The sequence below is a fragment of the Cryobacterium algoritolerans genome (assembly GCF_004402785.1).
Taxonomy (GTDB): Bacteria; Actinomycetota; Actinomycetes; order Actinomycetales; family Microbacteriaceae; genus Cryobacterium; species Cryobacterium algoritolerans.
In genome coordinates this window covers 1-12,504 of record NZ_SOFP01000042.1, presented here as the reverse complement: position 1 = coordinate 12,504, position 12,504 = coordinate 1, and the positions used below count along the sequence as shown (strand labels likewise).

General features: G+C 61.4%; 17 protein-coding genes and 1 pseudogene. 7 read left to right on the top strand and 11 right to left on the bottom strand.

What is annotated here, in order from left to right:
• Positions 1 to 110 precede the first annotated feature (110 nt).
• The 4 genes from E3O19_RS07805 to E3O19_RS07790 form a co-directional block, all read right to left on the bottom strand.
• Entirely contained in the window at positions 111 to 1,820 is a 1,710-nt protein-coding gene (locus E3O19_RS07805) for an ABC1 kinase family protein (RefSeq protein WP_134566767.1), read from the bottom strand.
• Positions 1,821 to 1,868: 48 nt separating this feature from the next.
• Positions 1,869 to 2,438 carry a PadR family transcriptional regulator gene (locus E3O19_RS07800; RefSeq protein ID WP_134566765.1) on the bottom strand — a complete coding sequence of 190 codons (570 nt, stop codon included), beginning with the start codon at positions 2,436 to 2,438 and terminating at the stop codon, positions 1,869 to 1,871.
• Positions 2,439 to 2,599: 161 nt separating this feature from the next.
• Positions 2,600 to 3,313 carry a GAF and ANTAR domain-containing protein gene (locus E3O19_RS07795; protein WP_134566763.1) on the bottom strand — a complete coding sequence of 238 codons (714 nt, stop codon included), beginning with the start codon at positions 3,311 to 3,313 and terminating at the stop codon, positions 2,600 to 2,602.
• The gene (locus E3O19_RS07790; protein ID WP_134566761.1) at positions 3,306 to 4,025 is read right to left on the bottom strand and encodes a GAF and ANTAR domain-containing protein; all 720 of its coding nucleotides are present in this window, start codon (positions 4,023 to 4,025) and stop codon (positions 3,306 to 3,308) included. The genes E3O19_RS07795 and E3O19_RS07790 overlap by 8 nt, the downstream gene beginning before the upstream one ends.
• 270 nt (positions 4,026 to 4,295) lie before the next feature.
• On the opposite strand from E3O19_RS07790, the gene E3O19_RS07785 reads away from it, so the two are divergent.
• The gene (locus E3O19_RS07785) at positions 4,296 to 4,643 is read left to right on the top strand and encodes a CBS domain-containing protein (RefSeq protein ID WP_134566759.1); all 348 of its coding nucleotides are present in this window, start codon (positions 4,296 to 4,298) and stop codon (positions 4,641 to 4,643) included.
• Positions 4,644 to 4,762: 119 nt separating this feature from the next.
• On the top strand, positions 4,763 to 5,098 hold the full coding sequence (locus tag E3O19_RS07780; RefSeq protein ID WP_134566757.1) for a DUF7882 family protein: 336 nt from the start codon (positions 4,763 to 4,765) through the stop codon (positions 5,096 to 5,098).
• A 221-nt stretch (positions 5,099 to 5,319) separates the two neighbouring features.
• Here E3O19_RS07780 and E3O19_RS07775 read toward each other — a convergent pair whose 3' ends face one another.
• Positions 5,320 to 6,138 carry a bacteriorhodopsin-like gene (locus tag E3O19_RS07775; protein ID WP_134566755.1) on the bottom strand — a complete coding sequence of 273 codons (819 nt, stop codon included), beginning with the start codon at positions 6,136 to 6,138 and terminating at the stop codon, positions 5,320 to 5,322.
• A 146-nt stretch (positions 6,139 to 6,284) separates the two neighbouring features.
• On the opposite strand from E3O19_RS07775, the gene E3O19_RS07770 reads away from it, so the two are divergent.
• Entirely contained in the window at positions 6,285 to 6,803 is a 519-nt protein-coding gene (locus E3O19_RS07770; RefSeq protein WP_166804515.1) for a MarR family winged helix-turn-helix transcriptional regulator, read from the top strand.
• A gap of 266 nt (positions 6,804 to 7,069) precedes the next feature.
• Here the strand turns inward: E3O19_RS07770 and E3O19_RS18290 are convergent, their stop codons facing one another.
• From E3O19_RS18290 to E3O19_RS07755, 4 genes are all read right to left on the bottom strand, one after another.
• The gene (locus tag E3O19_RS18290; protein ID WP_241981272.1) at positions 7,070 to 7,216 is read right to left on the bottom strand and encodes a cupin domain-containing protein; all 147 of its coding nucleotides are present in this window, start codon (positions 7,214 to 7,216) and stop codon (positions 7,070 to 7,072) included.
• Positions 7,217 to 7,228: 12 nt separating this feature from the next.
• Entirely contained in the window at positions 7,229 to 7,438 is a 210-nt protein-coding gene (locus E3O19_RS18285; RefSeq protein WP_241981271.1) for a cupin domain-containing protein, read from the bottom strand.
• Positions 7,439 to 7,734: 296 nt separating this feature from the next.
• Positions 7,735 to 8,205 (bottom strand): MarR family winged helix-turn-helix transcriptional regulator, encoded by a 471-nt coding sequence (locus E3O19_RS07760; RefSeq protein WP_134566752.1) that lies wholly within the window; start codon positions 8,203 to 8,205, stop codon positions 7,735 to 7,737.
• A 357-nt stretch (positions 8,206 to 8,562) separates the two neighbouring features.
• The gene (locus E3O19_RS07755) at positions 8,563 to 9,003 is read right to left on the bottom strand and encodes an SRPBCC family protein (RefSeq protein WP_134566750.1); all 441 of its coding nucleotides are present in this window, start codon (positions 9,001 to 9,003) and stop codon (positions 8,563 to 8,565) included.
• 296 nt (positions 9,004 to 9,299) lie between these two features.
• Between E3O19_RS07755 and E3O19_RS07750 the strand changes: the two genes are divergently transcribed.
• Positions 9,300 to 9,770 carry a cupin domain-containing protein gene (locus E3O19_RS07750; RefSeq protein ID WP_134566748.1) on the top strand — a complete coding sequence of 157 codons (471 nt, stop codon included), beginning with the start codon at positions 9,300 to 9,302 and terminating at the stop codon, positions 9,768 to 9,770.
• On the opposite strand, the gene E3O19_RS18680 is transcribed toward E3O19_RS07750, so the two are convergent.
• Positions 9,751 to 10,005, bottom strand: coding sequence for a DNA/RNA helicase domain-containing protein (locus E3O19_RS18680; protein ID WP_338145086.1), 255 nt, complete (start codon positions 10,003 to 10,005; stop codon positions 9,751 to 9,753). The two genes, E3O19_RS07750 and E3O19_RS18680, sit on opposite strands and share 20 nt — an antisense overlap.
• Positions 9,989 to 10,252: a DNA/RNA helicase domain-containing protein gene (locus E3O19_RS18675; RefSeq protein WP_338145085.1), complete on the bottom strand. Its 264-nt coding sequence runs from the start codon at positions 10,250 to 10,252 to the stop codon at positions 9,989 to 9,991. Before E3O19_RS18675 ends, E3O19_RS18680 begins: the two co-directional genes overlap by 17 nt.
• A 39-nt stretch (positions 10,253 to 10,291) precedes the next feature.
• Here E3O19_RS18675 and E3O19_RS07740 point away from each other — a divergent pair, with 39 nt between their 5' ends.
• From E3O19_RS07740 to E3O19_RS07730, 3 genes and pseudogenes are all read left to right on the top strand, one after another.
• The gene (locus E3O19_RS07740) at positions 10,292 to 10,600 is read left to right on the top strand and encodes a helix-turn-helix domain-containing protein (RefSeq protein ID WP_338145084.1); all 309 of its coding nucleotides are present in this window, start codon (positions 10,292 to 10,294) and stop codon (positions 10,598 to 10,600) included.
• Positions 10,601 to 10,602: 2 nt separating this feature from the next.
• Positions 10,603 to 12,009, top strand: coding sequence for a type II toxin-antitoxin system HipA family toxin (locus E3O19_RS07735; RefSeq protein WP_166804514.1), 1,407 nt, complete (start codon positions 10,603 to 10,605; stop codon positions 12,007 to 12,009).
• Positions 12,010 to 12,271: 262 nt separating this feature from the next.
• Positions 12,272 to 12,394: pseudogene (locus E3O19_RS07730) on the top strand (DUF808 family protein); the annotation flags it as partial.
• Between the last annotated feature and the right edge of the window lie 110 nt (positions 12,395 to 12,504).

The following is a 12,504-nucleotide window of genomic DNA, read 5'->3' as shown; positions in this document are numbered from 1 at the left end:
GAGAGATGAGGGCCTCCGTGGCATCGGCTTGAGTGTGGTAACCCAATCGATACCGGAGGTCCTCACCTTTTTAGCTCACGCCACGCACACAACCTCCGTGGGAACAACACCTAGGGCAGAGGCCCGCGCCGCGCAACCATACCCGCGAAGAGGGCGTGGAGCAGTGGGAGCGCAGACACCGCCATGAGCACCGTTCCGAACACGACATCCTCGGCACGAAGCAGGACGCCGCCGATCAGCAAGGCGGCGAACAAAGTCGCCGAGATGATCTGCCGCCCTGTTCGCTCAATGTTGCCGAGGCGACGTTCGAGCCGAGGGGTCTGCACAGAGACCGTGCCCTCTTCGATTCGCGTCGTGAGGTTGTCTAGTCGCTGGGGTAGCCGCGCGATGACGCCCGCCACGGACATCGCCTGCTTCGCGACCGCCTGCACCAGGTTCCCGCCCTCGGCTCTGATCAGTTGGCCGGAATACGGCTCGACGGCATTCCAGATATTGAAGGCGGGGTCGAGCGAACTGCACATTCCCGAGGTCAGCGACATCGCGCGCACGATGAGAAGAAAATTCTCCGGAAGCTGAAACGGCAGCGAGCGCACCACATCGCTGAACTCGACGGCGAAGGCGCGGAACTCGCGCGGGTCGACGTCCTGCAACTCGGCGAAACCCATCCCGCCAAAACGGGCAAACAGCTTCGTCATCGCCCGTTCGAGTTCTGCGGTATCCGCGGAAGGCAGGAGCACACCCACCTCGCGGATGCCACCCACCATCCCCTTGCCGTCGCGCGAAGCGGCGGCGATGAGGAGCTTCCGAAGGCCCTGACGCAAAGCATCGGGCACTTCGCCCATCATCCCGAAGTCGATGAAGGTGAACTTCCAGGCCAGGCTGCCATCGGCGCCGCCCGTCCCTGCAGCACCGAGCGGCGTAACGAAGATGTTGCCGGGGTGCGGGTCGGCGTGGAAGTAGCCATAGAGGAAAAGCTGGTCGAACATGACGGCCGCGAACTCAGTGGCGACTTCGGACGGGTCGATGCCGGCCGCCCTCAGCCCGTCGACATCGTTGATCTTGATGGCGGTCACATCTTGAAGGGTTAGGACCCGCCGTGTTGTGCGCTCCCACACTAATTCGGGAACATTGACTCGCGCATCGTCCGCGAAGTACTGAGCGAACCGCTCGGCGCCCGCCGCCTCGTGCAGGTAGTCGATTTCCTCGAGGCTCGTGAACGCGAACTCCTCGACGAGGGCGGGCACGTCGACGCGATCCGAGACCAGGCGCACGCGGCTGAGCCAGCCGGCGACACGCCGGAGAGCGCTGAGGTCGACATCGACGATCGTGCCGATGCCCGGCCGCTGAATCTTGACGACGACGTCGAGCAGGCCTGTCTCGGCTGCATCCATTCCTGATAGCCGAGCGCGGTGGACCTGGCCGAGGGATGCCGCGGCCAGTGGCGTTGGATCGATGAACGAGAACGCACGCTCGAGCGTCACACCCAGCTCGGCTTCGGCGAGGGCTCGAATCATCGGGAACGGCACCGGCGGAACCTCGTCTTGCAGGCCCTCGAGTTCCTTGGTGATCTCCGGCGGCAGCACGTCAAGCCGTGACGACATGAACTGGCCGACCTTGATCATGAGGCCGCCCAGATCGACCGCGAGCAAGTGGAAGTGCTGCGCAATGCGCTGCAGGCGCACGGACCTACTCCGTGCTGCGACCCGCGCGAGCCCTATCCGCGGGAGGAACAGTTCGAACCACCACGTCTGCACCAGATAGCGAGCGGCGAACCGCAGGATCCTGCGGGAGCGGGCACGCATGTTCCCGACGTCGGTCATCAAATCTCGGTCATCTAGTCTCCACCGCGCCAATGTGCTGGGTCACGCTCAGTCCTGAGCGAGGATGGAGTAGAGCTTACGACGCGCTTCTTCGAGAACGGCGACGGCCTGTTTCACCTGCTCGGGGTTACCTGTGCGTCCGACCTGTGCTGCTGCCTGGGCCAGGTCAATGCCTGCCTTGGGCAGCGCGCTCGCCCGCCCACTGTCCCGTGCGCTCGGCGCCTCCCACGGTGCCGGCTGATCTGCCGCGGCGTGCGCTGTCCCTCGTCCCTCGTCTGTGAGCGAGTAGGTCTTGCGACCGTTGGACTCCTCGGCACTGATCAAACCCTCGTCGGCAAGCAGTTGAAGCGTCGGATATACCGAACCGGGGCTCGGCTTCCACGCGCCGGCGCTGCGTTCCTCGATCTCATGGATGATCTGATAGCCGTGCATCGGCTTCTCGGCGAGGAGGGCCAGCACCGCAGCGCGCACGTCCCCGCGTCCCATCCGCATTCCGGCCTTGCGGTCGAACTGTCCGCGAAACTGCTCCATCGCATCCCACACCGCGGTGGCTGGCCAGCCTTCACCAGCGCCGCCCCGGCGGCCGGCGAACCTATCGCCCATAAATGCATTGCTCATGATTTTCCTCCTCAGCGCCATAGCCACACGGGCTCGGCGATACCCAACGATATATCGGCAAACCTGGTGAACCGAGCCTCTAGCCGCATATTCACAGCGAGTCCGCACACCACGGTGCGGTGTGGCCCACGAGGGCACGAAGCGACGTGATGGGCGTCTCGTCAGATGACGAGGGTCTGGTCGACAAGGCCTCGGGCGACTTCAGACAACATCATGCGGTTACTGCGAGCATGATTCCTGATCAACGTGAATGCTTCCTCCATCGAGACTCCGCGAGTATGCGCTATTACGCCTTTGGCTTGCTCAATCAGGACTCGGGAGTTCAACGCAATCGTCAGTTGCTCCCGTACCGAATTGCTCTCTCGAACTGTGCGTTCCTGCAGAATCCCGATCGTAGCTACATCGGCGAGCGCCTGGGCGGCCCGAATGTCCTGCTGACGCAGTGCGCCGGGGGCGTTGGACAAGAGGTTGAGGGCGCCAATTGTCGATTCACGCAGCCGCAACGGAATCGCATGGACCGCGGCGAAACCCTGCTCCCGAGCACTATCCCGAAACCGCTGCCATGCGGGCGGACTATCCTCGACGTCCATCAGGGAGACTACGGAGCCGGTGGTGAAACACTCCACGCATGGGCCCGCCCGAGCGCTCAGTTGCATGACTTCAACGAGCCGGCTGGCCTCGCTGGTCGAGGCGACGACCTCGAGCTCACCGTCTTCGTCGGCCAGGAGAATGCCTGCCGCCGCGATGTCGAAGAGGCTGGTGCAACTCTCCACCAATGTTTGTAAGAGATCGACTACGTCGTAACCGGCAACAAGGGTGTCAGCGAGGGTCGCGAACGTATCGATCAAGCGGTCTTCTCTCGTTTCATTAATCATGAGACGCCTCGATCTGGTTTTCACTTACCGCAAAACTCAACCGCCGGTCGATGATCTCCTCCGAGACCTCCTGCATAGATCGGCCGACGGCGAAGGCATGGCCCTGGATGACCAGACGGGCGTCCAGGGCAGAAATCCCCAGTTGCGAGAGCACCATGCCCGTGGCCTGATGCACTTCACGACGGGAGAATTGTCTGCGAGTGTCGGTTTCGCCCTCAATGTCGCTCTGGGACAGCCTGAGAGCTCGAGAGAGAACCAAACGGCTGACGATGGTCGCGAGGCCTGAAGTTCGCCGGATAGTCAGATCACTGAGCTCACTGGGCCGACTCGTGTAGAAGTCGATCGCCCCGATGCGTAGGGGTCCCAGCAACAAAGGAAAAGCGAAAAGCGCGCCCAGATCATCGGCGATGATTGCTTCCGAGAACGCAGGCCAAACACGGTTCGGACGTACGCGAATATTCGGCTCGAAAACCGGCACCCTAGTTTCAAGGGCATCCCAACACGGGCCCTCGCCAAGATCGAATTGCAGTTCGTCCAGCCGAAACGATTGGGCGTCACTAGCCGAGACTGTTTCAGCATGGAGAAAGTCACCGAAGGTCGAGATTGACAGCCCGTCCACTGGCAGCAGCCCCAGAAAAGGCTCATACAGACGTGACTCATTGCCCTCCAAAGCCGTCAACGCTTCTTCGGCTACTGCAAATCGATCAGGCATCGCAATCCCTCCTGCGATTTCAACTACTTCTCCCGGTCAGACCTGTCCACTTCATATTCTGAACGTACTCCGATACTGCTGGAATGGGAGGCCATTGACCCCGGATCGTCACGCCGTGGGCGCCGACCATCGTACCGAAATCTCATACCATTTCCCAGCGGACACCCAGCTCGCCCACGAGTCCCGGGGCATCCGGACAGTGTTCTCCCTCTCAGCGCCCTCTGCGCAAGGGCCTTGGCCGCCTGCTGGCGAGGGGCCAAAGTGGAGTGTATGAAGCGTATCTCCTATGGTGGGGCGTCATTCCTGACTCCCGACGACGTCGCGGACGCGCTCTTGGAGCTGGTCACCGCGCTGGGAATCACCCACACCAACGAGACCCTGAATCTCCCTGCCGTGGATGATGACGGAAATACCGTGATCGTGACCGTGATCGTGGGACCAATGAGTACGCTGATCAGCATCCCCGAGGTCTCCCAGTGGACGGTGCCCGACACCACAAATGTGCTCGTAGCCCTGCACGCCCGCATCCACGCACTGACCGCGCCGAAGTCGTATTCAGTAGAGGAAACGATCGCGACCACAGACTTCGACTGGCAGGACGTCGACTTCACCCAATAGCCACATCCTCGTCCTTCCCCGTGAATACCACCGTCGGGCCAAGACCGACCGGCCACTCATGACCCGCGCTACAGTGACGCTATGAACGATCCAGTACCGCGCCCGGGCGAGGCGCCGACATGGGAAAGCTGACCTATGACTCTTCTCTGACAGTCAATCTCGATGACCGGCTCCTCGCCCACCTCGAAGTGGTCATCGCCTCCAAACTCCAACATGGCCAAGGCTGCTACTTCAGCTGGACCGACAACCCCCCAAATGGCATCGGCCGCACCACCATCTGGTTAGACCCCCAGATCTCGCTCTCCTACAAATACGCCAGCAGCCGCAGACCACCCCTCAACGCCCACTGGATCCACGCACTGCTCGTCACCGCTAATTCACCCACCGGCTTGCAAATTGTCCTCGAACCTCACCCGGAGGCAGTCCCGCTTCGGCAAAGGAAAGTGCCCGACTGATCAGTGCATTCCCGAGTCGCGTCAGAACCGTTAGAAGCTGCGCCTCGGATCCTCATGAGGGGTGGCACGCCGTCTTCCTCTGAGCTGACCTCTGAAACGTCCACTGCTGCGCCTGCGCCAGGCCTGAGCCGCGCAGCGCTCGCGGAAACGGCGCGCCCCCTACAAGAGGAAGCGCGCCGTCACCGGTGCCGCCCGCAGAACGGGCGTCGTGCACGAAGTTGCTACCTGCGGGAAGAAGCCACGTCGTCGTGAGCGGCTTCTGAGGCCGCGAACTCGGCGTTGTCCTCATATGATTTGGCCTTTGCGATCCCGAAGATGATCAGCGCATAGACGGCCTTCGCGACGATGTCTGCGACCGAATATCCGACCTGTTTGAAGACCCAGGCATCCGCTCCGGAAATGTTGAGCAGCGGAAGCAGGTAGGCGATCGGGTAGACGCCCCAACTGAGCAGGAGGAGGAACCGAAGGCGACCGATGGTCTTGCGCACCGAGACGGGCTGGGTGTTCAGCGACTTGCTCAGCTGCACGAAGAGCACGTAGAGGATGTAGGCGAACGGGATAGTGGACAGCAGGCCGAACAGTCCGCGAAGTCCGTTGTCCCCACTGATCTCACCGGGGTAGCCGAGCGCGATCATCAGGGCGGCCGCCGGCACCAGACGCATCAGAAGTCCGGACTGCACCTTCCGCGCCAGCGCGAGCACCGCGATGAGCTCCACGAGGAGCAGTGGCACAGTCAACAGCCAGTCAACGTAGCGGTAGCCCTCATTGAACGACACACCGACCGCCTGGCTGTAGTCGCCGGCGCCGCCGGCCGCCTTCGAGATGAAGGCGTCCTTGAACGAGTCGAAAATGCGGAAGTAGTGATATGCGGCGATGCCACAGACCACGATCGCGACCGTGATCGCCTGGCGGTAGCGCGGCAGAACCCGCGGGAGGGAGATGAGCAGAAATACTGCGGTGAACAACTGCGACGCGATGACGAGCGACAAGAAATTGTAGACGGTGGCGTACTGCCCCTGCGACAGGATGTCGGGAATCACGGATCCTCCTTGAACGAGTGTGAAAATGACTGTATAAATAATTAGATCGCTAAGTTAGTAATAAAGTCAACTATATCGTGGAAGCTGTATATTGAGGATTATTCGCGAATAACGCAATGACTTATCAACTACAGAGAGGAGACCTCATGAGCACCGAGGCCGCACAGTCTCACACACTTGCCGGGTTCCCGGCGGCGGCCGTGGAATTCGTCACAGTCATGCAGCGCAATCGCGAGCGGATCGGGCAGGTTGCTGGGCTCTCCCCCAGCGAGCTTCGTGCGCTGTTCAGGGTCGCTGCCGAAGTCAGCGTCACGCCCAAGCAACTCGCCGGCTACCTGAACATGACCACCGCAGCGGTCACGTTCATTTCGAGCCGGCTCGTCGAATCAGGGCTGCTCCACCGGGTGAAAAACCCCAACGATCGTCGGAGCCTCTACCTCGAACTCACACTTCTCGCGCATCAGATGATGCGCGACGTCCATCGCGACTTCGTCTCACTCCTGGAGGCGGCCACGAGCGAACTGGATCCCGCTGAACTCGACAGGTTCTCGGCGACACTTCAGTCCGTGACTCGATCCATGGTGCGCCACTCCGCTCGCGCCGATACGTCCGAGCCCATCGAAGCGCTTCGCCCCGGCAGCACAGGCTCGACGACCCACCTCTAGCGATCCCTGGGGCGGGGTGCGCACCTCGCCGTTTTTCTTGAGAATTCAGGCGGCTGTCACGGCGCACGCTCGAAACCGTGTCGGTCCGACCAGGAATATATCCTGCCCCCGCGTGCCCGAAACTGCTGCGCTGCCCAGCGAACAGCATGCACGAGACCGCAGCCCATGACCAACCGGGCTGCTGCGGGATGGTCGTGGATTCGTATGCGACCGCTGGAGCGCTGACTGGGCCGCGATGAGAAGTTATTCCACAGAACTCGGTCCGTTCAGGTGCCGGAAAGCTCGGAGGCTTTTGTTGCGCCAGAAAGCTTGAGGAGCACATTCGGCTCATCACCCACGACCCATGCATCGTGGCCCGGCTGGATGATTGCGAGGTCGCCCGGACCAAACTCCAGTTGGGTCCCATCGTCCATGAGTACCATTTGTCACCCGGAGAGAAAGTACTTCACATGGTATTTCTGGCACGTCTCAGTGTTCACGACCGGCTTGACATGCTCCGACCATTTCCAGCCCGGCTCGAGCGTCTCTCGAGCCAGGTCGAGACCGCCGATGGCCACCGACTCAATGGTTCCTTTTGCGAAGGGTTTCTTTGTCTCATCCGGAGCGGAAAAGCTCTTCTTCACAATTGATTTCATGATTTCCCCAGCCGTTTTGGAAAGTTATGAAGTTCATGATCGTGGTTCAGAATCTCTGACCGGGCCTCGCCGCCAACGTGGAGGAAGGAGTGCGTACCATCTCAAGTATCCTCCGTCAGGAAGAAAAAGCGAGAACAGGAAGTTCACCTGCGAGGGTTGACGCAAGCTGTCCCAGCGCATCTCTGGCCGGCACGGCTGGACGTGGTCTCGGACGGCAGTGAAGCCGTGCGCCGTCCGCCTGGCGTGTACCTGAATCCCTGGGTGGCCGCGGTCAAGGCCCACAACGTGTTGTTCCCTCAGTGCTGATTGTCTCGGATAGGGCGTTGGTCGAGTGTGCGTAGATGTCGAATGAAGCTCTGGCGGGCGACGGGGTCGAGGGCTTCGAAGTAGGTACGATCGGCGGCCTCGACATCGGTGTTGGCGCGGTTGGCTAGAGCGATCCCTTCGGGGGTCGGAGTGAGGGTGACGGCTCGCCCGTCGGTGGGATGCGGGGCTCGCCTGATGTAGCCCTTGGCTTCGAGGGTCCGGATGACTTGCGATGTCATCATCACGTCGGTGCTGGCGTGAGCTGCGAGGTCGCGTTGGGTGACGGCTTCGGAGCGGTCCATCCAGGTCAGCGAAGCGAGGAGCACGAATTGGACGTGCGTGAGGTCGTGGGGTGCGAGGACTGCGCGGATGTGACGTTGCCAGGCGTTGGTCACGCGCCACAGCGCCAAGCCGGGACTTTCCAAGGCTTCAGGGTAGGCGGTCTCGAGGCTCGGAGTCATGGTTTCATGCTGTCGCGGAGAACGACCGTTCCGTTTCCATTCAGGCAGACGAGCCTGCAACGAAGCTGATAACCCCCACTGGGCACTGGAAGTGTGTGTGCATACCGGACCCGGCGCCGGTAGGGCCCGAAGTCGCTTTCGTCGACCGGCCAGAAGTCGTCGTCAACGACCCTTCCGAGGGCGGTGAAGGCCGACAACGAAACCGTGGCGTCCTGCTCCATGCCAGGTGAACTGTAGACCAGAGTGTCATCGGCCTGCACACGTTCGAGGCAACCACGTTCGCCGTGATTCACCTGGGCGATTCCGAGAGCCCGTGCCGGCCGGACGTGGACGGCAGAGGCGAGGCTGCGACGCTACTCATCGCGATATCCCAGCGACCGTCCGCGCTTCGGACGCGACAATCAATTCACCCATCGTCACAGGGAAGTCGCCGCTGATCTGCGGACCCAGGTCAGGCCCCACCTCGTCCGCACCGGGGCCGGAGATCTCGAGGGTGTGCGTGACGCGAGTCCCGCCGTCATCCAAGCGCGTGAGCTGATGCCGGAACGTCAACATCAGCTCGCCGTGCACAGTCTGATCCGCATAGACCTCGTCCACCTTCAACTCGACGATCGTCGACTGCATCGGATCCTGCCCCTGCGGCGTGATCGTGAGCGTCGTTCCCACCGCGAACGGACCGTGTAGCTCGAACGTATCCGAGTGCGGCCCCAGCGGCGTGCCGGAGTGAAGCGCCGTCAGAGAAGCCCACACCGCTGCTGGCCCAGCCGAGGTTGAGTCTGAATAATCCGTTGTCCACACGACAATCTCCTAACTAGTAAGTACGCTTACTGTATTCCTTTCGGTCGCGCACGGCAACAACTCAAAGACCCGTTCGTCACATATGTTCGCGGGCGTCACAACGCAATGGTGGCATCAAACCCGACAAGAAAGGCCGGGCCTTGGGGGCTGCCCGGCGATCGGCCCGAGCCCTACCGTCACCTACCCGCTCCCTGAACTCTGCGGCTGCAAGTGGGGCCGGTAGACGTTTTGGCAATCGCGGTGGAGAATGATGTCCCCGCGAACGCAAGCCGGGTCTATCGAGAGAGGGATAAGCCATGAGCGACGAACAGGCGGCACCGGACTCGAAAGGCGTTTCGATCGAACTGCTTGCAGCAGTCGACCTCGGCCCCGAGATTGCGGGCATGGCGGGGCGCCAGCTCCGGATGCGCAAGGTGACCATCGAACCTGGGGGCGTCTTCGGCCCGATCCACGACCACGTGGGGAGGCCTGGCGTGGTCTACATCCTGCAGGGAACGATCACCGACCATCGAAATGGCGAGGCTGAGGACTACGGGCCCGGACCGGGCTGGCCCGAAGACCGGCACACCATGCACTGGCTCGAGAACACAGGCACGACATCGGCTGTGGAGATCTCGGTCGACGTCGTATGGCAGCCCTTGGCCAGGGTGATGTCACCTCGACGTGACAGCTCCTGGGGGAACTCCGCGGCTGCCACATCCCGGATGCCGCTCCTGATGACGCGCACGGCTACGAGCTGGTCCCCCGCTACCCGCTGCTCGGGATGAACTCCAGCAGGTACGCCCGAAGGGCGGGATCGCAGGCGTAGACGTATGTGCCCTGGATGCCGCGGGTCAGCAGAACCGCGTAGATGTTACTGACGAACCGGAGGAGGTCGTCGTCGCTGTAGGTCTTGCCCAGGCGGGGATTGTTTCCCTTCCCCTTCTTGTCGAAGTACGACCCTCGAGCGACGAACCGCCTGCCCTCGGCGGCGGCGTAGCGCAGGTCAGGGCCGATGATCACCCCCGGGATAGTTGAGGTCGTAGCCCTGCACCGTGTGGATGGAGCCGACTTTGTCGAGGGAATTCGGCGTCGCGATCCAGTCGGTGGCGACGCTGTTCCACCGAAGCTGGCAGCCGTCGATCACGATGTCGTACGCCGTCTTGTCGTTCCTGGTTTTCCCCTCGCAGGCGTATCCGGCGACCAAACGTGCGAGCCCGCTTCGACTTGCCGCTGCCGTCGCTGCTGTTACGACAGTTTGATAGCTCATGGCTACTATTTGAGATATAATGAAAGCTACAGCTATCAAATGGAGATGAGCTCGGTGGTCCAACGCAGTTCTGTTCGACAGGAGAGGCTCATGCGAAACTTCGGGTCGAACATCCGACGTTGGCGGAGAGTCAACGGCATGTCCGCGACCACCCTCGCGGAAAGAGCTTTCATCACCCGTGAGACACTCCGAAACATTGAAACCGGAATCGGAACACCTCGAATCGACTCTCTTTTCGCGGTTCTGAGTGCACTTGGTATCGCCGATGCAGTCGTCACGGCGATTGACCCCTATAACAATGACGCCGCCCGCGCCAGAATCGACGACCTTCTTGGAAGCGGAGAGTGACTGTGTCTGTCATCCGTGAAACACACGTTTTCATTGAACTCGGCGATGGCACTCCGACCTTCGTGGGTGTGCTCAAGCCGTCGTTCAGCGGAGGCAGGAACCTGGCTTCCGCGTCATTCCAGTATGACTCCGCCTATCTGTCGCACCCGCGCGCCTACGCAATCTCACCGGAGCTTCCCCTTGCTTCCAAGCGAACGTTCACACCAGAGAACATGACAATGTTCGGTGCTTTCGCTGACGCATCGCCGGACATGTGGGGGAAGAAAATCATCCAGGCCAACCACACGTTGAGGTTGGAAAAGGAGCCGGGTCTCGAGCGCGGACTGGGAGACTTCGACTACCTCGTGAAGGTCTCCGACTTCACTCGCATGGGAGCCTTGCGGCTCAGGGCGCCAACCGGAGGTAACTGGCTGGCCAGTGATTCCGAGGCCGCGAATATTCACGAGCTCGAGAAAGTTTTAGCGGTCGCCCGGCGCTATGAGGACCAGGTTGCCAGTGACGAAGATCTGGCGTATCTCGCGGACATTGCTACTAGCCTTGGCGGAGCGCGTCCCAAAGCGAACGTCATCACGGAGTCCGGAAACTTGGCGATTGCCAAGTTGCCACACTCGAAAGACGGCAACATCGACGTCGAAAGTTGGGAAGCTCTCGCTCTGACACTGGCCGGCAAAATCGGTATCCGCACACCAGAGTTCACCCATAGGCGAGCGGGCACCGAAAATTCGGTTCTGGTCGTTCACCGGTTCGACCGTATCGGCGAACGTCGCCTCGGCTATATGTCCGCGTCAACGGCGATGGAGGTCGGCTCCTTTAGCGAGGGCAACGCCACCTATCAAGAGTTCGCGGACACCGTCACCGAACTCAGCTCACAACCCACAACTGACTTGCATGAACTGTTCACACGGGTCGCACTCACCGTGCTCATCAACAACGTGGACGACCATTGGCGGAACCACGGGTTCCTACATGACGGGTCGGGCTGGCGACTATCACCGGTATTCGACGTGAACCCGAGCACCTCCCATTCGGTGAACTCTCGGGCGATTAACGAGACGGACGACCCGAGAAACCGTGACATCCGTAACCTCGCCGCCGTGTCCGAGAGTTTCAACCTGACCAGGCGCCAAGCCCGCGAAATCATCCACAACGTGGCTGTTCAGGTCGAAAAGTGGCCAAATATCGCGACCTCGATTGGGATTCCCGCTGCGCAGCAGAAAATGATGTCTCGAGCCTTCGACACCCACAAGATTTCCATTGCGCGCAACTTCTCACCATTAACACCGCCAGCAGTCGTCGACCTGATACGGCCAGCGGAAACGGCCCCTGCTGGCGCTGTCTGGGTTGCCCCACACATGCGGGACGGCGCCGAGGTGACAGGCCATTGGCGGTCCGCGAGAGGCTCGAATTAATGCACATAGGTTCACGTCGTCAGACCCGGGGCTGCTGTCGCTTGAGCTGACTCGCCCGCACATTGAAGGCTCCGCCCCAGCCAGGAGGCGTGCCCGATAAGTGCCACTATGCCGTCCGAGCCCCACCTGGCGCCGGCCCGTGGAACATCTCCCCCCGCGCCCCTGTGCCGCGCAGTACTGTCGTTCCCATTGCCGTCGCTTATCACCTGGACGACGCCNCGTCGCTTATCACCTGGACGACGCCCCACCCGAGGAGAACCACATGTCAGTCGGCTTGCTCGCCGTAGTCGATGACATCCTGACCGCCGCTCTCAAGGCCAGCGCTAAGACCGCAGGCGTCGTCATCGACGACGCGGCCGTCACCCCGCAGTACGTTCAAGGCCTATTGACGAGTAGCCCCTGATGGTAGCGCTAGTCCGGCGACCCGGTAGCAGAATTCCGGGAACACGGTAGCGCTGGCGCTGGTGAACTGCTGTGCTGTGGAAGGACAACGCG

Coding starts and splice junctions, on each gene's coding strand:
- E3O19_RS07805 (WP_134566767.1), bottom strand. CDS start 1,820: ATGACCGACGTCGGGAACATGCGTGCCCGCTCCCGCAGGATCCTGCGG.
- E3O19_RS07800 (WP_134566765.1), bottom strand. CDS start 2,438: ATGAGCAATGCATTTATGGGCGATAGGTTCGCCGGCCGCCGGGGCGGC.
- E3O19_RS07795 (WP_134566763.1), bottom strand. CDS start 3,313: ATGATTAATGAAACGAGAGAAGACCGCTTGATCGATACGTTCGCGACC.
- E3O19_RS07790 (WP_134566761.1), bottom strand. CDS start 4,025: ATGCCTGATCGATTTGCAGTAGCCGAAGAAGCGTTGACGGCTTTGGAG.
- E3O19_RS07785 (WP_134566759.1), top strand. CDS start 4,296: ATGAAGCGTATCTCCTATGGTGGGGCGTCATTCCTGACTCCCGACGAC.
- E3O19_RS07780 (WP_134566757.1), top strand. CDS start 4,763: ATGGGAAAGCTGACCTATGACTCTTCTCTGACAGTCAATCTCGATGAC.
- E3O19_RS07770 (WP_166804515.1), top strand. CDS start 6,285: ATGAGCACCGAGGCCGCACAGTCTCACACACTTGCCGGGTTCCCGGCG.
- E3O19_RS18290 (WP_241981272.1), bottom strand. CDS start 7,216: ATGGACGATGGGACCCAACTGGAGTTTGGTCCGGGCGACCTCGCAATC.
- E3O19_RS18285 (WP_241981271.1), bottom strand. CDS start 7,438: ATGAAATCAATTGTGAAGAAGAGCTTTTCCGCTCCGGATGAGACAAAG.
- E3O19_RS07760 (WP_134566752.1), bottom strand. CDS start 8,205: ATGACTCCGAGCCTCGAGACCGCCTACCCTGAAGCCTTGGAAAGTCCC.
- E3O19_RS07750 (WP_134566748.1), top strand. CDS start 9,300: ATGAGCGACGAACAGGCGGCACCGGACTCGAAAGGCGTTTCGATCGAA.
- E3O19_RS18675 (WP_338145085.1), bottom strand. CDS start 10,252: ATGAGCTATCAAACTGTCGTAACAGCAGCGACGGCAGCGGCAAGTCGA.
- E3O19_RS07740 (WP_338145084.1), top strand. CDS start 10,292: ATGGAGATGAGCTCGGTGGTCCAACGCAGTTCTGTTCGACAGGAGAGG.